Origin of the sequence: Streptomyces spinoverrucosus, assembly GCF_015712165.1 — a bacterium.
Taxonomy (GTDB): Bacteria; Actinomycetota; Actinomycetes; order Streptomycetales; family Streptomycetaceae; genus Streptomyces; species Streptomyces spinoverrucosus_A.
The window spans coordinates 6,563,734-6,582,095 of the sequence record NZ_JADPZX010000001.1 but is presented as its reverse complement, the minus strand read 5'-3'; the positions used below and the strand labels follow the sequence as shown (position 1 = coordinate 6,582,095).

Here is an 18,362-nt window from a genome sequence, read left to right as displayed (position 1 = left end):
CTCCGCGTTCTCCCGAAGCGTCCCGGGCGGGCATGACAAGCGGGGAACGGTGAGAATCGGATCGTGGAAATTACTTTGCTCGGCACCGGCGCCCCGATGGGGCTGCCCCGGCCCGACTGTCCCTGCGCGGCCTGTGCCGGAGCACTGGGCGCGGACGCGCGCGCGGCGACCTCGGTGCTTGTGGACGGCACGTTGCTGCTCGACCTGACGCCGGGGGCGGCGTTCGCGGCGGCGCGGGCGGGGCGGTCGCTGGCGGGGGTACGGCAGGTGCTGTTGTCGCATCCGCACGACGGGCCGCCCGTGGAGGTGCCGGCCGGGCTGCCGCAGCCCGGGCGGGTGCCGGACGGGCGGGAGTTGGCGCTGCTGACGGGGCATCGGGTGCGGGCGCTGGCGATGGACGCGCCGGGCACGGGGTACGCGGTGACCGGGCCGGACGGGCTGCGGTTGCTGTATCTGCCGCCGGGGTGCGCGCCGGCCGGGGTCGAGGAGGGGGGCGCGGCTGCGGAGCCGTACGACATGGTGCTCCTGGATGTCGTGGGGCGGCCGGACGCGCTGGCGCGGCTGCGGGCGGTGGGGGCGGTCGGGCCCACCACGGACGTCATCGCCGTACACCTGGATCACGACGTGCCGCCCGGGGCCGAGTCGCGGCGGCGGCTGGCGGCGGCGGGGGCGCGGGCCGTGCCGGACGGGGCGAGTGCGGCGGTGGGGGCGTACGAGGAGGTGCCGGATGTGCCGCGCCGGACGCTGGTGCTGGGTGGGGCGCGGTCGGGCAAGTCGGTGGAGGCGGAGCGGCGGCTGGAGGCGTTCCCCCATGTGCTGTACGTCGCGACGGGCGGCACCCGTAACGGGGACGGCGAGTGGGCGGAGCGGGTGGCCGCGCATCGGGAGCGGCGGCCGGGGTCGTGGCGGACGGTGGAGACGTGCGACCTGGTACCGCTGCTCGCGGAGGACGGGCCGCCGCTGCTGATCGACTGCCTGTCGCTGTGGCTGACGGACGCGATGGACGCGGTGGGCGCCTGGGACGACGCGGAGTGGGCCGACGGCGGTGAGAAGGCGCTGCGCGAGCGGGTGCGCGCGCTGACGGAGGCGGTACGGGGCACCCGGCGGGTGGTGGTCGCCGTGTCGAACGAGGTGGGCTCGGGCATCGTCCCCGCCACCGCGTCCGGACGGCGCTACCGGGACGAACTCGGGCGCCTGAACGCGGCGTTCGCGGGCGAGTGCGAGCAGGTGCTGCTGGTGGTGGCGGGGCAGGCCGTGGTGCTGCGGGGGTGAGGAGCCGACCGGCGTCGCCCGGCTTACGGCAGTGGGTCCTTGCGGGCGATCACCCGGTACGCGTTGGAGAAGCCGGTGCGGCGGAGGACGGGCGCCAGGGCGTGGTCCAGGGCCGCGGCTGTCAGGCGCAGGGGGACGGTCGCCGGTGTCAGGGCCGCGCGCGTGGTGTGTTGCAGCAGGGTGGGTGGGGTGACTCGCCAGGGGGTGTCGGGGGAAGGGAGGGCCTGGGCGAGGGCTCGGGTCGTCGCCGTGGCGAGGTCCGTGGGGGTGTGGGGGGTGGACTCGTCCGTGGTGAGGATCGTGCAGTTGTGGGACTCCAGGACCTCGTACACGTTGGCGAGCGGGATGAGGTGGGCCTGGCGGGGTTGCGCGTGGCCGGGCCACCACTTGCCCAGGAGTGCGGCGAAGGCGCTCTGGGGGTTGGTCAGTTCGAGGACGAGGTGACCGCCGGGACGGAGGGCCGCGATCGCCGCCCCGAGTTCCTCGCGGGGTGACGGGGACTGTTCCAGCTGGTGGAAGACGCTCACCACGTCGTAGCGGGAGCGCAGACGGGCCAGGAGGCGGGGGCTGGTCAGGTGCCCCACGTAGGCCTCCTCCACGCGTTCCGTGGCGCGGGCGCGCAGGACGCGCGGGGTGGGGTCCGTGCCGTCGAAGGACGTGTACGGGAGCAACTCCTGGGCGACGGCCGGGAAGTCGCCGTCGCCCGTGCCCACGTCCAGCCAGCTCTCCGGCACTGGGAAGCGCAGCATCGCCCGGACGCGCTGCCGGTTGCGGCGCCGCGAGGGCGGGCGCTCGTACAGGTCCCGGTCCCGGTGGTAGAACGCCGCGCCCTCCGGGGTGAGACCGGGGTTCTGGAAGACATGCGCGCAGTCCTGGCACTCGTCGAGCGTGAACGTGCCCGGCTTGCGCTGGATGACGTCGGGTGCCGTGAGGCGGGTGCGCAGGCGCTGCCCGCCGCACCAGGGGCAGCTGTCGCGCCGCGCCGCGTGGAAACGCGCGGTGCCCTGGGCGAGTTCGGCGAGGTACTTGGCGCGGCGCAGGTCGATCGCCGGTGGGGCGACGGGGGCGGACGACGACATGGGCGGCTCCCGGGGCGCGACGGACGGAGCGGGGTGGGACGTACGACGAGACATACGACAATCCGCTGCAAAACGGAACGTATGGGATCGCGATCTTGGGTGCAACGACGTGGTGGGGTCGAGGTCGCCATGTGGCGCCGTCCTGTTCGATCGGGGCCGGTACTGTTCGGCGAATGAGCTCGCTTAATCTCGACGACTTCACCGACCTGATCGAGCGCCCGGACGGCGGGGTGCGCCGCGACGCGGAGGCGCGCCGGGAGCGTCAGATCGTGCCGCCCGGTTCGCTGGGGCGCCTCGACGACCTGGGTGAGTGGCTGGCCGCGGCGCAGGGTGCCGTACCGGTGCGGTCGGTGGAACGGCCGCGGGTGGTGCTGTTCGCCGGTGACCACGGTGTCGCGGAGCTGGGGGTGTCGGCGCGGCCCGCGGGGAGCGCCGTGGAGCTGGTGCGGGAGGTGCTTCAGGGCGGCCGGCCGGTGTCCGTGCTGGCCCGGCGGCTCGGCGTGCCGGTGCGGGTCGTGGACATGGCTCTGGACTGCGATCCGCAGGCGCTGCCCGAGGACGTCGTGAAGCATCGGGTACGGCGGGGCAGTGGGCGGATCGACATCGAGGACGCGCTGACCGCCGAGGAGGCCGAGGCGGCGTTCCGGGCCGGGGTCGCGGTGGCCGACGAGGAGGCCGACTCCGGTACGGATCTGGTGGTGCTCGGCGATGTGAGCGTGGGCGGGACCACGGTGGCCGGGGTGCTGGTCGCCGCGCTGTGCGGGACCGACGCGTCGGTGGTGACCGGGCGGGGCGGGCTCGCGATCGACGACCTGGTGTGGATGCGCAAGTGCGCGGCGATCCGGGACGCGTTGCGGCGGGCGCGGCCGGTGCTCGGGGATCAGTTGCAGTTGCTGGCGACGGTCGGCGGGGCCGATGTCGCGGCGATGACCGGGTTCCTGCTCCAGTGCGCGGTGCGGAAGACGCCGGTGATCCTGGACGGTGTGGTGGCGGCCGCGTGTGCGCTGGTGGCGCAGCGGATCGCGTTCCGGGCGCCGGACTGGTGGCTGGCCGGGCACAACAGCGGGGAGCCGGGTCAGGCCAAGGCGCTGGACCGGATGGCGCTGGAGCCGCTGCTCGACCACGGGGTGTCGGTCGGTGAGGGCGCGGGGGGCCTGTTGGCGCTGCCCATGGTGCAGGCCGCGGCGGCGTTGGCGGCGGAGCTTCCGGAGCGGCCGGCGGAGAAGAAGCCGAGCGAGGAGCCGGAGGCCGAGTAGGGGCGTCGGCCGGTTGGGCACCGCCGGGCTGCGCCGTCGTGGCCGAGCGCGGCTTCGGCCGGTTCGGCACCGCCGGGCTGCGCCGTCGTGGCCGAGCGCGGCTTCGGCCGGTTGGGCACCGCCGGGCCGCGCCGTCGTGGCCGAGCGCGGCTTCGGCCGGTTGGGCACCGCCGGGCTGCGCCGTCGTGGCCGAGCGCGGCTTCGGCCGGTTGGGCACCGCCGGGCCGCGCCGTCGTGGCCGAGCGCGGCTTCGGCCGGTTCGGCACCGCCGGGCTGCGCCGTCGTGGCCGAGCGCGGCTTCGGCCGGTTGGGCACCGCCAGGCTGCGCCGTCGTGGCTGAGCGCCGTCGCGGCGGGAAAAGCGGGGTAGGTGCCTGAGGTGCAGGTCACTCGCGGTGTGGGCAACTTGCGGGAGGTTTCGGGCGGTCTCCGTACGTGTCGTCACGTATTCCGTCCCGCCGCATCGTCCGGAGCCGCCCCCGATGAACCCGCTCGCCCGCTGGGCCCGCGCCGAATGGGGGCCGCTTTACCGGACCGTCCGTGACGGGCTGCGGGCGCGGGCGGTGGCGATGGCGCTCGGGGCCGTCGGCCTCACCGCCCTGCTGCATTTCGTGCACGGACAGGCGTGGGGCTACCGGTTCGTGCAGAACGTCGGGGCCGTCCGCGCCGAGGACCCCCTCTGGCTCGCCCTGCTGCGCACTCCCCTGTCGCTGTTCGTGCCCGCCCTCGACCTCCCGGTGTGGGGTGCGCTGCTGCAGATCCTGCTGGTGCTCGGCATCGCGGAGATCTGCCTCGGCCGCCCGCTCACCCTCGCGCTCGCCTACGCCGCCACCCTCGCCGGCACACTGTACGCCCGGCTCGGCATCGCCCTCGGCTCCGGCCACCCGCTGGGCCTGCCCGCCTCGGACGCGCAGGTCGTGGACAGCGGCCCGTCGGCGGCGGTCGTCGGCCTCGCGGTGTACGTCGGCCTGCGCCACGGCGCGTACGTCACCGCCGGAGCGGTCGTCGTCGCGATGGTGGTCGAGGTGCTGGTGAAGGAGAACCTCGCCGGCAAGGAGCACCTCGCGGCGATCGCGGCGGTGCTGGTGCTGTGTGCGGTGACCGCGCTGTGTCAGTGGCTCTCCAGGGCCCGGGTCCGCTCGGGGTCGGGCGTGCCGCCGAGCCAGTCCTGAAACTTACGGCTGGGACCCAGCCAGCGGCGGTCGTGGTGGTAGGCGCGCAGACTCGCTCTGGCCCGGGCGCGGGGGCGGCGCCGGTAGAGGCGTTTAGCCCACGGGGAGCCGGGGCGGGCCAACCGGATCGCGCCGAACAGGGCGAGGAACGGGACGATCACGCCGAGGATCGCCAGGCGGGCCTTGCCCTTGGCGAGGGCGATGAGCGACAGGAGGAAGTTCGCGGCGACGGTGGAGATCACCGTCCCCCGCCCCTGCAGCTCGTCCTCGTCGAGGTCGTTGACGCCGAACGGCGAGAAACCGGCCACCCACAGGCCGACCAGCGCGGCGGTGAGCACGACCGCCTCGACGCTCTTGCGGCCCGCCTCGGTCCAGTACACGTCGGCCAGGTGCAGGATCAGCGCGAACTCATCCAGCACCAGGCCCGCGCCGATCCCGAAGACCACGGCCGAGAGACAGGCCCCGAAGCCTTGCCGGCCGCCGGCCACCGCCCCGAAGCCGCCGACGAGGGTGAGGATGACGCCGGGCACCACGTGGTGGACGTGCACACCGCCCGCCCTGACGTTGCCGAAGGGGCCCTTGCCCGCCCGGATCATACGGGTGATCAACCGGGTGATCAGGAAGGTCAGCACGAAGGCGGTGAGGGCGAGCAGCAGGGGGAGTTTGCCGGGCTCGACGATGTTGCGTTCCAGCCAGTTCCCCATGGGTCCAAGTCTGCCCAGGATCACCGTGCGGCGCTCTGTGAGCGGTCGCGTACCCTGCCGGGATGCCCCTGCTCCCGCCCGCGCACGGCCTGCGCTTCGCCTTCGGCACCCTCACCGTCCTGCCGGTACGGGTGACCCGCTGGGACCGTGGGACCGCACGCGGCGGGATGCTCTGCGCCCCTCTCGCCGGGCTGGTCGTCGGCCTGTGCGCGGCCGGGCTCGGTCTCCTGCTGCTGCTCCTCGGCGCGAGTCCGCTGCTCGCCGCCGTCGCAAGCGTCGCCGTCCCCGCCGTACTCACCCGTGGCCTGCACTTGGACGGGCTGGCCGACACGGCGGACGGGCTGGGCAGCGGCAAGCCCGCCGAGGACGCGCTGCGGATCATGAAGCAGTCGGACATCGGGCCGTTCGGGGTGCTCACCCTGGTCTTCGTGCTGCTGGCCCAGGTGGCGGCGCTCGCACAGATCTACGAGGGCTCCTGGGCCCGGGGCGCGCTCGCCGCCGTCGTCGCGGCCACCGCCGCCCGGCTGGCGCTGACGCTGGCGGCCCGCGCCGGGGTGCCGGCCGCCCGGCCGGACGGGCTGGGGGCGGCCGTCGCCGGGGTCGTCCCCGCGGGCTGGGCGGGGGGCGTGGCCCTCGCGGTGACCGGGGCCGCCGCGGCCGCCGGGGCGCCCTTCGGGTCGTACGACATCGCCCGCGCGGCCCTCGCGGTGGTCGCCTCCGCCGTCGTCGCCGACGTCCTGCTGCGGCACTGCGTCCGCCGGTTCGGCGGGGTCACCGGGGATGTGTTCGGCGGGCTCGCCGAGACGGCGGCCACGACGGCGCTGCTGGTGCTCGCCCTGGGGTGAAACGCCTCAGCAGCTCTGGCGCCACACACCCAACTCGTACTTCTTCAGCAGCGAGCTCAACTTCAGCCGGCGGGACTCGGCGCAGAAGCTGCGCGTGGAGAGTTCGTACTCGGCGTGGAAGACCGCCTTGCCCGCCTCGATGAAGGGGGTGAGGGCGGCGCACTCGTCGTACTGGGCGCACTGTTCGTTGACCGCGAAGTCGAAGTCGTCGACCAGTTCGGGGATCTGGTCGAGGTCGTTCTTCAGGCCGGCCGCCATGCCGCGCTCGTGGGCCAGGTCGGCGATCAGCCGGTTGTAGCGGAGCTGGTCGGCAGCCTTGAGGGGGAAGCCGGTGCGGTTCTTGTAGCCGTCCATGTTGTCCGGCTCGACCGCGTCGAAGCCCTTGTCGCGGCACATGTCCATGCGGGCCGCCATCAGCGGCTCCAGCACGTCGGTGCGGCGGATGTCGAGCCAGCGTTCGCCCTCCCAGCCGTTGCCCTCGCCGATGACCGACTTGGGGAACTTCTTCGCGTCGGGCCGCCAGTCCTCCCAGGCGCCGGTGGAGAGGTAGCAGATGACCTTGCGGCCCTTGTCGTGCAGTTCGGCCACCGTGGCCTCGGGGGTGTCGAAGCCGTCGATGTCGTAGACGGGGGCGTCGACGGAGGTGTCGACGCGGCCGCGCAGCTGCCACTGCCAGTCCGTGCCGGGGCGCGGCTGCCAGATGGCGTCCGGCGGCTCGGGGTCGGAGGTGCAGCCCGCGATCAGCAACAGCAGGGCGATCAGGAGGATCGGGCGTCTCACCGGACGGGCTCCAGGGTGTGCGGCAACGTACCCCACGGATGATCTCCCATCCCGGGTACCGCGCAGTGCACGGCCGCCCCCGCGCGCGGGCCAGCTCCGCCGCGTCGACGCCGGCCGGGACGCCGTACACCAGATGGCACAGGTGCACGCCCGCGCCGCGCCAGGGCCTCGGGGTCAGGTCGCGGTACGTCGTCCAGTCGCCCTCGAAGGTGACCAGGACGTCGGCGATGCGGGCGTACGAGGGGTGCGGCGGGGTGCCGTGGTTGAGGGCGAGGGTGTCGCAGCCTGCGCCCCAGGCGGCGGTGGCGAGCCGCTGGTAGTGGCCGAACCGTTCCGGTTCCGCGGCCACCTGGTCGAGGAAGGCGCCGTCCGCCCCGTACCACTCGCGGTGCCGGGTCAGGTCCTGGACGACCTCGGCGTGGCGGCGGTGGCCGTAGGCGGTGTCGGTGTAGCCGAGCACCCGGACGCCGGCCGCGCGGAGACGGGCGGCGACCTCGGCGAAGGCGTCGTCGGGGTGGTCGCCGGGGCCGCTGGCGGGGTTGAGGACGACGCCGTAGAGGCGGGGCGCGGCGGCGACGATCGCGTCCCATTCGGCGGGGCGGGCGGCCGGGTGCTCGTAGTACGGCACCAGCAGGGTGCTCATCGGTGGGCGGTGACCCTTCCCAACAGGCCGCAGACCAGGGCGGCCTGGGCGGCGGCCGCGCAGCCGTACACCGTCACGCCGACCAGGTGCGGGGCGCCTGCGTGGGTGATCAGGGCCAGCGTCTGGGCGAGGGCGGCCGCGCCGCAGAGCGCCGCCGCGCCGATGACCGCGCCGAACGACTGGAGCAGCAGGCCCGTCCACAGCACCACGCCGAGCAGCAGCAGCCCGGCCAGGCGGACACCGCCGGGGAACGGGGTGTGCGGCCACAGCGCGGCGGTGGCCAGGGCGAGGGCGAGCAGGGCGGCGAGGTAGCCGGTGAGGCACCGCGCGACGGTGCGGGCGGTGGCCCGCCAGAAGGCGCGGGGCGTGCCGGCGGAGCGCAGTCCGGCCAGGCTGCCGCTGCGGAAGCGGTACAGCAGCCATTCGGCGGGGCCCATGCTGAGCGTGAGCGCCACGGCCGCGGGTGCGGCGAGCGCGCTCTGCTCCTGCCCGGTGAGTACGTCGCCGAGTGCCGCGTACAGCACCAGGACACCACTGGCCAGGCCGAAGAGGGCGTACGGGAGGGAGGCGGCGAGGCGGGGACCGCCCGTGCGGCGCGGCAGGGGGCCCAGCGCCCCGAACGGCAGCAGTGCCGTCAGTCCGGCCGTCCAACTGCCCTCGCCCAGCTCCTTCACGGCGGGCGCCACCTCCAGCAGCGCGACCATCACGACCGCCGCCAGCGAGCCGAGCAGCAGCGTGAGGCGGGCCGCCTCGGGCACGTCCGTGAGCAGGGCGACCACCGCGCCCGCCGCCATCGGCGCCAGCGCGGCGAGCAGGGCGCGTTCGCGGCCGAGGACCAGCAGGGTGGTGGAGGCGCCCAGGTAGCAGGACTGGCCGGCGGCGAAGGCCACGGCGGCCGGGGCGGCGGTGCCCGCGACGGCGAGGGCGGTGAGCGAGCCGAGCAGGGCGCCGAGCGGGGCGCCCACGAGGAGACAGCGGCGGGCGGCGGAGCGGTCACCGAGACCCAGCCAGGAGTACGCGCGGTGGGCGAGCCCCTGGTTCCACATCCAGCCGGTCACGGCGCCCGCGAGGAGCGGGATCGTGCCGGCCGGGAGGCCGAAGTCGTCGCTCGGGCCCGCGAGAAGCGGGGCACCGAGGACGTAGGCGAGGCCGGGGAGGGCGAAGACCACGCCGCGCAGGAGGCAGCCGAGGAGGCCGACCTGCCAGGGGTCGTGGACCGGGCCGTCGGGTTCGGGACAACGGCGTCCGACGCGTTCGTAGAGCTCCTCGGCGAGGGCGAAGGAGTTCTTCACGCCGTACCGCTCGCGTATCCGGGCGTCGGAGAGTCCGTCGGACTCCAGCAGCGCGGCTATCTCGTCGGGGTGGACGGCGGCGGCTATGAAGTCGTCGAGGCGCTCGGCGAGTTCGTCGATCGGGTCGGGCCGCGCCCAGCTGGGGGTGGTGCGCCGGCGCGGGATGGCGGGCAGGGTGTCGGGGCGGGCGCCCGGGGGCAGCCAGACGCTTCCGCTCACCAGCCCGTTCCGTTCGTCGCGACGGTCGCGTACCAGGGGTCGCGCAGTTCGAGAGTCCAGTCGGCGACCGTCTCGACCGTGGGCTCGTAGACCTCGGCCTGGCCCGCGAGTTCCTGGTAGATGGTGCGGAAGTTCTCCACGCAGCGGCGGAGCGTGAACCGGTCGATGACCCGCTGGCGGGACGACTCGGCGAGCCGCAGCCGCCGTTCGTCGTCCCTCAGCAGCGTCAGGGCCGCCGCGGCCATCTTCTCCGGCTCGCGCGGCGGCACGACCAGGCCGGTGTCGCCGACCGCCTCGCGCACTCCGCCGACGTCGGTCGAGACCGTCGTACGGCCGCAGGACATGGCCTCGATGAGGGAGAACGGGAAGCCCTCGGAGATGGACGACAGCATGACGACGTGGCCGGCGGCGTAGGCGCGCCAGACCTCGCTGATGCGGCCCTCGAAGGTGAGGCCGTCGGTGACACCGAGTTCGGCGGCGAGCTTCTCCAGTTTCGTCCGGTACGCCTCGCCGCCGGGCGGGACGGGGCCGAACAGGCGCAGCCGGGTTTCCGGGATCTCGGCGCGGACCATGGCGTAGGCGCGGATGAGGGTTTCCAGGTCCTTGATGGGGTCGACGCGGCCGCACCAGGTGAGGGTGGGGATCTCGGGTTCGGGGCCGGCGTGCGGGAAGGCGGCCGGGTCGACGCCGTTGTACACCGTGCGGATCCTGTCGGCGTCGGCGCCGCCGCGCTCCTCCCAGCGGCGGTTGTACTGGTTGCACGGTGTGATCAGGTCGGCCGCTCGATAGCCGTGTGAATTCAGTTCACGGTAGAAGCCGAGCATGAACGCCTTCACCGGCCAGCGCTGGGCGTCCCGGCGGTAACCGAGGTACCGCTCGCGCAGATAGATGCCGTGCTCGGTGAGGAGGAAGGGCACCCCGTCCAGCTTGTGCGCGGCGAGGGCCGGGAGCGTGGCCAGACCGCTGCTCACCGCGTGGGCGACGCTGTCCTCGGGGATCCGCACCCCGAGCGGGCGCAGCGCGTGCTCCAGCAGGTCCGTCGCGGTCAGGGCGTCATGGACGGTCGGCCGGGCCGCCGCCGTCGGTAGATGCGGCATCGTCCAGATCCACATCAGCGACCGCAGCGCCGACTCCGTGCGCAGCGCCGCCGACAGCCGTCCGTCCCGGGCGAGTTCGGCCAGCTCGTACAGCGCCTCGCCGAAGTCGCAGGGTGCGTCCGGGTCGAGGAAGGACAGCAGAAAACGCTCGTAGGAGTCGGTGAAACGGCGCCGGGCCCGGCCGTACGGTGCCCGCTTGCGGCCCGGGCGTGGGCCCCAGGTCGGCACCGAGGTGTGCCGGTAGACGTTGGGCGGCAGCTCCCAGGTGACGGGTTCGCGGCCGGTGCCGGTGAGCGAGACGAGGTGGAAGTCGACTTCCGGCATGCCCTTCACTAGCTGGTCGCACCAGGTGCTGACGCCGCCGTGGACGTGTGGGTAGGTGCCTTCGGTGAGCATGGTGACGTGACGGCCGGTACGCATCGCTGCGCGGTTCCCCCCTGATTTCCGGATGTTGTGCGGGGAACTGCCGACCGGAGGCCGGGTGCGGGTTTGGTGTGGCTGGTCGCGCAGTTCCCCGCGCCCCTTGAGGGCGTTGCTGCTTACGGCAGCTTCAAGGTGAGTGCCGACTGCAGCAGGGCAGGAGTTGCCCAGGCTGAGCGAGTGCCGGCATATGGCGTGCCGAAGGTGGTCGTGCCCAGCAGGAGTTGCTGCTTGGTGCCCTCCGGGGCGGTCACCGGGATCTGGACGCCGCTCGGGGCGGTGACCGTGATCGTGTTGCCGATGCGGTATGCGGTGACCCGGTTGTTCGTGACCGCGTTCTGCCAGGCCGTGCGGCGCTGGAGTTCGGTGCCGATGGACTTCTGGCTGAGGTTCTCCAGCGGGGTGTTGTCGGCGAACAGCGCCCGGTAGTCGGCGAGTACCTGGTCCAGCACCGGGTACAGCAGCCGGTCCTCGGCGAGGTTGGACTGGTGCACGTAGTGCGGGCGCGGGTCGTTGTTCAGGGCGTGCCCGAGGGCGATCCGGGTCTCCTGCGGGACGATGTACGAGGCGTAGCCGGTCGCCGGGTCCAGCGGGTCGTCCAGGCAGGTCGAGGTCGGGTTGTTCTCGCAGATGCCGCTGCCGCCGTCGGCGGCGGAGGTGTAGATGAAGTTGTACTCGTCGACCATCTCCTCGGCCGTGCCGACGTTGTAGTACACGTTCATCGGGTGCCGGGGCACGGTCAGCGCGCCGCCGACGGCCCGCTGCTCGGGCTCGCGGGAGTTGTCGGAGGCGATCCACTTCACGCCGGTGTCGGCGAGGGCGCCGGCGAGGTCGGGGTTGTCCTCGGGCTGCTGCGGGAGTGTCTTCAGCCCGGAGTGCTCGCCGGTGACCAGTTCGGTGCGGTCGACGGGGAGGCCCTGGCGCACCGCCCAGTTGTGGTTGTCGCGGATCTGCGCGGCGATCTCGGCGCGGCTCATCCAACGCGTCGTGCCGTCGGCGTTCTTCGCGCAGCTCCACGGCACGGTGGAGGTGTCCTGCACACAGCCCAGGTACGGGTGCGTGTAGGTGTGGTTGATCCAGCGGTACTGGTTCCGGTCGGCGAGCAGTTGCGCGGCGAGGGCGTCCGTGCCGCCGTTCTCCGCCTTCCACTCCTCGCCCGAGCCGGCGTTGTAGACCATGTCGAGCGTGAAGCCGCGCTCGCGCTGCCACTGGGCGGCGTACTGCGCGTCGGCGGCGGTCATCCGGATCGGCGTGGTCCCCTCGCCGTCACCGCCCGCGCAGTCGAAGTCGCCGGGCGTGCAGTCACGTTCGGTGTCCCAGCGGCTGTCGGGGGCGAAGACGTCGTCGACGTGGACGGCGAAGTAGTTGCGGTCGCGGCCCAGGTGGACGCCCTGGGTCAGCCACTCCACGATGCCCCGGGCCAGCGCCCGGAACTGCCGCTGGTGCTGGTTGTAGGCGAAGGTGACGACGAGCTCGCGGCGGCCGTCGTGGGCGTACTCCCCGACCAGGCTGCCCCGGCCGGACCCGGCGGGCACCGGGACGTCCACATAGCTGGTGAAGCCGCTGCGGGGCCGGGCCACATAGCCGTAGCTCTCCTGCACGGCGGGCGAGTTGTCCTCGAAGGCGAGGGCGCCGTCGAGGTAGTCGAAGGGTCCCGCCTTCCCGGCGTCGGTGACGGCGGCCTCACGGCCGTCGAGGGTGCCGGCCCAGCCGCCCTCGCTGGTGTAGTCGAGGCCGACCCCGGGGTGCGCCCACGTGTAGGCGTCGACCTGCGGGATGCCGTAGGTCCGCTCGTACGTCTCCAGCGCGGTCTGCTCGGCGGAGCCCGCGCCGAACGGGGCCTCGTTGGGCAGTACGACGCCCTGGTACTTGGCCCGGGGCGTGCCGTTCACGGTGTCGCTCAGGAACGCCTCGGTGATCGTCGGGCGGTCCGGGTCGGTGAGCTGCACCGTGGTGTACGGGATGCCCGTGCTCCTCAGCTGGGCGGTGATGGCCTGGACGGGGCTGTCCCCGTTGTCCACGACCAGCACCCTCAGATCGATCCGCGGCTCGGGAGCCGCGGACGCGCCGGGTGCGATGAGCACCGGCGTCAGCAGTCCGGCGGCCGTCAGGACGGCGGCCGCGGATCTCCGTATGCGCGCGCGTGGCGCCATGGTGGTCCTCCCCCCAGAAGATCCCCGCGCGATCCCGACGGCCCGTGTGCACTTGTGACGGGTCCACGGGGGATCAGTGGAAATCATGCAAAGCGGTGAGCGCCCGGCTCACCCGAACCCGACGAGTGTGACTCAGCTCATGGAGTGCGAGGATCGGTACATGGCGACGACGCCACTGACAGGTGAACGTCCGCAGGAATGCTCGAAGAGATACCGGGCGTAGGCTCGTGCCAGGTCAAAACCTGTCCAGGTGCGGACTCCACCGCACGAGGGATCTAGGGTCGGCTGTCGGGCCCGGCCGTCCCACTCCTTCGGCCACAGAAACTTCACATCGGAAGCGAGATTTCACCACCGTGACTGCTCTCACTCTCAGCACCGCCGCGGCGCCGGGCCTGCGGTCCGACGCGATCGTGATCGGTGTCGCCAAGGGCGACAAGGGCCCGGTCGTCGCACCGGGCGCGGAAGCCGTGGACAAGGCGTACGACGGCAGGCTCGCCGGCGTCCTGGAGACCCTGGGTGCCTCCGGCGCCGAGGGCGAGGTGACGAAGCTGCCCGCGCCGGCCGGCTTCAAGACGCCGCTCGTGGTGGCGGTGGGCCTGGGTGCCCGGCCGGAGAAGGACGCGGAGTACGACGCGGAGGCGCTGCGCCGGGCCGCCGGGGCCGCCGCCCGTGCGCTGACCGGCGCCAAGAAGGCCGCCTTCGCACTGCCGGTCACGGACGCGGCCGCGGTCGGCGCGATCGGCGAGGGCGCGCTGCTCGGCGCGTACTCCTTCGACACGTACAAGGACAACGGCAAGAACGCCAAGGACAACAAGAACGGCAAGGCCCCGCTCGCCGAGGTCACCGTGCTCGGCGGCAAGCCGCGCGACAAGGCGCACAAGGCGGCGGTCGAGCGTGCCATCGCCGTGTCCGAGGAGCTCAACCGCGCCCGCGACCTGGTCAACACCCCGCCGAACGACCTCAACCCCGAGGCCTTCGCCGCCGTCGCTCAGGCGGCGGCCAAGGAGCACGGCATCAAGGTGCAGGTGCTCGACGAGAAGGCGCTGGCCAAGGGCGGGTACGGCGGCATCGTGGGCGTCGGCTCCGGGTCGGCGGCGGCGCCGCGGCTGGTGAAGCTGTCGTACACCTCCTCCAAGGCGAAGAAGCACCTCGCGTTCGTGGGCAAGGGCATCACCTACGACTCGGGCGGCATCTCGCTGAAGCCGGCCGGTCACAACGAGACGATGAAGTGCGACATGAGCGGCGCGGCGGCGGTCTTCGCGGCCGTGGTCGCCGCCGCCCGGCTCGGGCTGGAGGTCAATGTCACCGGGTGGCTGGCGCTGGCCGAGAACATGCCGTCCGGGTCGGCCACGCGGCCGGGTGACGTGCTGCGGATGTACAGCGGCAAGACCGTCGAGGTGCTGAACACCGACGCCGAGGGACGGCTGGTGCTGGCGGACGCCCTGTGGGCGGCGTCGGAGGAGAAGCCGGACGCGATCGTGGATGTGGCGACGCTGACCGGGGCGATGATGCTGGCGCTGGGCAACCGGACGTTCGGCGTGATGGCCAACGACGACGCGTTCCGCTCCGCGGTGCACGAGGCCGCGGAGGAGGTCGGTGAGGCGGCGTGGCCGATGCCGCTGCCGGAGCATCTGCGCAAGGGGATGGACTCGGCCACCGCCGACATCGCCAACATGGGTGAGCGGATGGGCGGCGGGCTGGTCGCCGGGATCTTCCTGCGGGAGTTCGTGGGTGAGGGCATCACCTGGGCGCACCTCGACATCGCCGGGCCCGCTTTCAACGAGCAGGGGCCGTTCGGGTACACGCCGAAGGGTGGGACCGGGTCCGGGGTGCGGACTCTTGTGCGGCTGGCGGAGCTGACGGCCTCCGGCGATCTGGGGTGAGGGTCGCCTAACAGCTGATCCGTTCCGTCGTACGGCGGGTGCGGGTGGACTGTGCTTGATCGCGCAGTTCCCCGCGCCCCTGGGGCGTTGCAGTGGGGCGTATCACACAGTGGCCCCGCGTCTCGTTGTGTGCTGACAAGTGCGAAGATGGGGCTCGGCAGGACAGGGCCCCACCGAAGGGCCGAAGTAGAGCGGCCGGACACCAGCCGCCTGCCGGTCATCGTCGACCGGCGTACGGCGCACATGCATGGAGGACGTGACGTGGCGAACGACGCCAGCACCGTTTTCGACCTAGTGATCCTCGGCGGTGGTAGCGGTGGTTACGCCGCGGCCCTGCGCGGGGCGCAGCTGGGCCTGGACGTCGCCCTGATCGAGAAGGACAAGGTCGGCGGCACCTGCCTGCACCGGGGTTGCATCCCCACCAAGGCCCTGCTGCACGCGGGCGAGATCGCCGACCAGGCCCGCGAGAGCGAGCAGTTCGGTGTGAAGGCCACCTTCGAGGGCATCGACGTGGCCGGGGTCCACAAGTACAAGGACGAGGTGATCTCGGGCCTGTACAAGGGTCTGCAGGGCCTCATCGCCTCCCGGAAGGTGACCTACATCGAGGGTGCGGGACGGCTGTCCTCGCCCACCTCGGTGGATGTCAACGGTCAGCGGATCCAGGGCCGCCACGTGCTGCTGGCGACCGGCTCCGTACCGAAGTCGCTGCCGGGTCTGGAGATCGACGGCAACCGGATCATCTCCTCCGACCACGCTCTCGTCCTGGACCGCGTGCCGAAGTCGGCGATCGTGCTCGGCGGCGGTGTCATCGGCGTCGAGTTCGCCTCCGCCTGGAAGTCCTTCGGCACCGACGTCACGGTCATCGAGGGCCTTAAGCACCTCGTCCCGGTCGAGGACGAGAACAGCTCCAAGCTTCTTGAGCGCGCCTTCCGCAAGCGCGGCATCAAGTTCAACCTGGGCACCTTCTTCCAGAAGGCCGAGTACACGGCCGACGGTGTCAAGGTCACCCTCGCCGACGGCAAGGAGTTCGAGGCCGAGGTCCTGCTGGTCGCCGTCGGCCGCGGCCCGGTCTCGCAGGGCCTGGGTTACGAGGAGGCCGGGGTCGCCATGGACCGCGGCTACGTACTCGTCGACGAGTACATGCGGACCAACGTCCCGACCATCTCGGCGGTCGGCGACCTGGTCCCGACGCTCCAGCTCGCGCACGTCGGCTTCGCCGAGGGCATCCTGGTGGCGGAGCGGCTGGCCGGTCTGAAGGTCGTCCCGATCGACTACGACGGTGTCCCCGCGTGACCTACTGCCACCCGGAGGTCGCCTCCGTCGGCATCACCGAGGCCAAGGCCAAGGAGATCTACGGCGCGGACAAGGTCGTCGCCCTGAAGTACAACCTGGCGGGCAACGGCAAGAGCAAGATCCTGAAGACCGCGGGCGAGATCAAGCTCGTCCAGGTCAAGGACGGTGCGGTGGTCGGCGTGCACATGGTCGGCGACCGTATGGGCGAGCAGGTCGGCGAGGCCCAGCTGGTCTACAACTGGGAGGCGCTGCCGGCCGAGGTGGCCCAGCTCATCCACGCCCACCCGACGCAGAACGAGGCGCTCGGCGAGGCCCACCTGGCTCTGGCCGGCAAGCCGCTGCACTCCCACGACTGACGCCCTCGGTCATCGGGCGCGACGACACAGACTTCCGCAATTCGTAAGGAGCAACCGAAACCATGGCGGTTTCCGTAACCCTTCCGGCGCTCGGCGAGAGCGTCACCGAGGGCACTGTCACCCGCTGGCTGAAGGCCGAGGGTGAGCGCGTCGAGGCCGACGAGCCGCTGCTCGAGGTCTCCACCGACAAGGTCGACACCGAGATCCCGGCCCCGGCCGCCGGTGTGCTGGCCTCCATCAAGGTCGCCGAGGACGAGACCGTCGAGGTCGGCGCCGAGCTGGCCGTCATCGACGACGGCACCGGCGCTCCGGCCGCTGCCCCGGCCCCGGCCGCCGCCGAGGCTCCGGCCCCGGCCGCCGAGCCCGCTCCGGCCCCCGTGGCCGAGGCCCCGGCCGCACCCGCCCCCGCCGCTGCCCCGGCCGCCCCGGCCGGTGGTGCCGCCGAGGGCACCGACGTGGTCCTGCCCGCGCTCGGCGAGTCCGTCACCGAGGGCACCGTCACCCGCTGGCTGAAGTCGGTCGGTGACAGTGTCGAGGCCGACGAGCCGCTGCTCGAGGTCTCCACCGACAAGGTCGACACCGAGATCCCGGCGCCCGCCTCCGGCGTGCTGCTGGAGATCACGGTCGGCGAGGACGAGACGGCCGAGGTCGGCGCCAAGCTGGCCGTCATCGGCGCCCCGGGTGCGGCTCCGGCCGCTGCCCCGGCTCCGGCCGCCCCCGCTCCGGCGCCCGCCGCCGAGGCCCCGGCCGCGCCCGCCGCTCCGCCGGCCCCGGCCGCCCCGGCCCCGGCCCCGGCCGCTCAGGCTCCGGCCCCCGCGGCTCCCGCGGTCCCGGCCCAGCCCGCGGCTCCGGCCCAGCCCGCCGCCCCGGCTCCCGCGCCGGCCGCTCCGGCTCCGGTGACCCCGGCCCCGGCCCCGGCCGCCGCCCAGCCGACCGACGAGGGCGCCTACGTCACCCCGCTGGTGCGCAAGCTCGCCGCCGAGAACGGCGTCGACCTGGCCACCGTCAAGGGCACCGGCGTCGGTGGCCGCATCCGCAAGCAGGACGTCCTGGCCGCCGCCGAGGCCGCGAAGGCCGCCGCAGCCGCCCCGGCTCCGGCCGCCGCCGCCCCGGCCGCTGCCGCCGCCGCCAAGAAGGCGCCGGTCCTGGAGGTCTCCCCCCTCCGTGGCCAGACCGTGAAGATGCCGAGGATCCGCAAGGTCATCGGCGACAACATGGTCAAGGCGCTGCACGAGCAGGCCCAGCTGTCGTCGGTCGTCGAGGTCGACGTCACCCGCCTGATGAAGCTGCGCGCCCGCGCCAAGGACGCGTTCGCGGCCCGCGAGGGCGTCAAGCTCTCCCCGATGCCGTTCTTCGTCAAGGCCGCGGCCCAGGCGCTGAAGGCGCACGCGCCGATCAACGCCCGGATCAACGAGGCCGAGGGGACCATCACCTACTTCGACACCGAGAACATCGGTATCGCGGTGGACTCCGAGAAGGGCCTGATGACCCCGGTCATCAAGAACGCCGGTGACCTCAACCTCGCCGGTATCGCCAAGGCCACGGCGGAGCTGGCCGGCAAGGTCCGCGCCAGCAAGATCACCCCGGACGAGCTGTCCGGCGCGACCTTCACCATCTCCAACACCGGTTCGCGCGGTGCGCTGTTCGACACGATCATCGTGCCGCCGGGCCAGGTCGCGATCCTCGGCATCGGCGCCACGGTCAAGCGCCCGGCCGTCATCGAGACGGAGGAGGGCACGGTCATCGGCGTCCGCGACATGACGTACCTGACCCTCTCCTACGACCACCGCCTGGTGGACGGCGCCGACGCCGCCCGTTACCTGACGGCGGTCAAGGCAATCCTGGAGGCAGGCGAGTTCGAGGTCGAGCTCGGTCTGTAACAGCGCCTGAGGCAAGTCG

12 protein-coding genes and 2 pseudogenes are annotated in these 18,362 nt (G+C 73.0%); 7 read left to right on the top strand and 7 right to left on the bottom strand.

The features are described 5' to 3' along the window. The first annotated feature begins 63 nt into the window (after positions 1-63). Complete coding sequence (locus I2W78_RS29875) at positions 64-1,272, top strand: bifunctional adenosylcobinamide kinase/adenosylcobinamide-phosphate guanylyltransferase (protein WP_196463346.1); 1,209 nt, start codon at positions 64-66, stop codon at positions 1,270-1,272. Positions 1,273-1,295: 23 nt separating this feature from the next. On the opposite strand, the gene I2W78_RS29870 is transcribed toward I2W78_RS29875, so the two are convergent. Next, entirely contained in the window at positions 1,296-2,351 is a 1,056-nt protein-coding gene (locus I2W78_RS29870) for a class I SAM-dependent methyltransferase (protein ID WP_196463345.1), read from the bottom strand. A 173-nt stretch (positions 2,352-2,524) separates the two neighbouring features. On the opposite strand from I2W78_RS29870, the gene cobT reads away from it, so the two are divergent. Together cobT and I2W78_RS29860 are read left to right on the top strand one after the other, a co-directional pair. After that, positions 2,525-3,607, top strand: a complete 1,083-nt coding sequence (gene cobT, locus I2W78_RS29865; protein WP_196463344.1) for a nicotinate-nucleotide--dimethylbenzimidazole phosphoribosyltransferase — start codon at positions 2,525-2,527, stop codon at positions 3,605-3,607. Between the two features lie 481 nt (positions 3,608-4,088). After that, positions 4,089-4,778, top strand: coding sequence for a hypothetical protein (locus I2W78_RS29860; RefSeq protein WP_196463343.1), 690 nt, complete (start codon positions 4,089-4,091; stop codon positions 4,776-4,778). Here I2W78_RS29860 and I2W78_RS29855 read toward each other — a convergent pair. After that, positions 4,718-5,482, bottom strand: coding sequence for a hypothetical protein (locus tag I2W78_RS29855; RefSeq protein WP_196463342.1), 765 nt, complete (start codon positions 5,480-5,482; stop codon positions 4,718-4,720). The two genes, I2W78_RS29860 and I2W78_RS29855, sit on opposite strands and share 61 nt — an antisense overlap. A gap of 62 nt (positions 5,483-5,544) precedes the next feature. Here I2W78_RS29855 and I2W78_RS29850 point away from each other — a divergent pair, with 62 nt between their 5' ends. Then, positions 5,545-6,327, top strand: a complete 783-nt coding sequence (locus I2W78_RS29850; RefSeq protein ID WP_196463341.1) for an adenosylcobinamide-GDP ribazoletransferase — start codon at positions 5,545-5,547, stop codon at positions 6,325-6,327. A 6-nt stretch (positions 6,328-6,333) separates the two neighbouring features. Here the strand turns inward: I2W78_RS29850 and I2W78_RS29845 are convergent, their stop codons facing one another. The 5 genes and pseudogenes from I2W78_RS29845 to I2W78_RS29825 form a co-directional block, all read right to left on the bottom strand. Further along, the gene (locus I2W78_RS29845; protein WP_196463340.1) at positions 6,334-7,107 is read right to left on the bottom strand and encodes an endo alpha-1,4 polygalactosaminidase; all 774 of its coding nucleotides are present in this window, start codon (positions 7,105-7,107) and stop codon (positions 6,334-6,336) included. Then, a pseudogene (locus I2W78_RS29840) lies at positions 7,104-7,750 on the bottom strand (spherulation-specific family 4 protein). The gene I2W78_RS29845 and the pseudogene I2W78_RS29840 overlap by 4 nt, the downstream one beginning before the upstream one ends. After that, positions 7,747-9,261, bottom strand: coding sequence for a hypothetical protein (locus I2W78_RS29835; RefSeq protein WP_196463339.1), 1,515 nt, complete (start codon positions 9,259-9,261; stop codon positions 7,747-7,749). The pseudogene I2W78_RS29840 and the gene I2W78_RS29835 overlap by 4 nt, the downstream one beginning before the upstream one ends. Beyond that, the gene (pelF, locus tag I2W78_RS29830) at positions 9,258-10,778 is read right to left on the bottom strand and encodes a GT4 family glycosyltransferase PelF (protein ID WP_196463338.1); all 1,521 of its coding nucleotides are present in this window, start codon (positions 10,776-10,778) and stop codon (positions 9,258-9,260) included. Before pelF ends, I2W78_RS29835 begins: the two co-directional genes overlap by 4 nt. Positions 10,779-10,897: 119 nt before the next feature. Beyond that, positions 10,898-12,931, bottom strand: coding sequence for a hypothetical protein (locus I2W78_RS29825; RefSeq protein WP_196463337.1), 2,034 nt, complete (start codon positions 12,929-12,931; stop codon positions 10,898-10,900). A 353-nt stretch (positions 12,932-13,284) separates the two neighbouring features. On the opposite strand from I2W78_RS29825, the gene I2W78_RS29820 reads away from it, so the two are divergent. The 3 genes and pseudogenes from I2W78_RS29820 (at position 13,285) to sucB (ending at position 18,343) form a co-directional block, all read left to right on the top strand. Beyond that, positions 13,285-14,814: a leucyl aminopeptidase gene (locus tag I2W78_RS29820; protein ID WP_196463336.1), complete on the top strand. Its 1,530-nt coding sequence runs from the start codon at positions 13,285-13,287 to the stop codon at positions 14,812-14,814. Between the two features lie 261 nt (positions 14,815-15,075). Continuing rightward, positions 15,076-16,463: pseudogene (gene lpdA, locus I2W78_RS29815) on the top strand (dihydrolipoyl dehydrogenase). A gap of 62 nt (positions 16,464-16,525) precedes the next feature. After that, positions 16,526-18,343 carry a 2-oxoglutarate dehydrogenase, E2 component, dihydrolipoamide succinyltransferase gene (gene sucB / locus I2W78_RS29810; protein ID WP_196463335.1) on the top strand — a complete coding sequence of 606 codons (1,818 nt, stop codon included), beginning with the start codon at positions 16,526-16,528 and terminating at the stop codon, positions 18,341-18,343. The last annotated feature ends 19 nt before the right edge of the window (positions 18,344-18,362 follow it).

What these genes read in the sequence shown, in the direction of transcription:
- I2W78_RS29870 (WP_196463345.1), bottom strand. Translation starts at nt 2,351, where the DNA reads ATGTCGTCGTCCGCCCCCGTCGCCCCACCGGCGATCGACCTGCGCCGC.
- cobT (WP_196463344.1), top strand. Translation starts at nt 2,525, where the DNA reads ATGAGCTCGCTTAATCTCGACGACTTCACCGACCTGATCGAGCGCCCG.
- I2W78_RS29860 (WP_196463343.1), top strand. Translation starts at nt 4,089, where the DNA reads ATGAACCCGCTCGCCCGCTGGGCCCGCGCCGAATGGGGGCCGCTTTAC.
- I2W78_RS29855 (WP_196463342.1), bottom strand. Translation starts at nt 5,482, where the DNA reads ATGGGGAACTGGCTGGAACGCAACATCGTCGAGCCCGGCAAACTCCCC.
- I2W78_RS29850 (WP_196463341.1), top strand. Translation starts at nt 5,545, where the DNA reads ATGCCCCTGCTCCCGCCCGCGCACGGCCTGCGCTTCGCCTTCGGCACC.
- pelF (WP_196463338.1), bottom strand. Translation starts at nt 10,778, where the DNA reads ATGCGTACCGGCCGTCACGTCACCATGCTCACCGAAGGCACCTACCCA.
- I2W78_RS29825 (WP_196463337.1), bottom strand. Translation starts at nt 12,931, where the DNA reads ATGGCGCCACGCGCGCGCATACGGAGATCCGCGGCCGCCGTCCTGACG.
- sucB (WP_196463335.1), top strand. Translation starts at nt 16,526, where the DNA reads ATGGCGGTTTCCGTAACCCTTCCGGCGCTCGGCGAGAGCGTCACCGAG.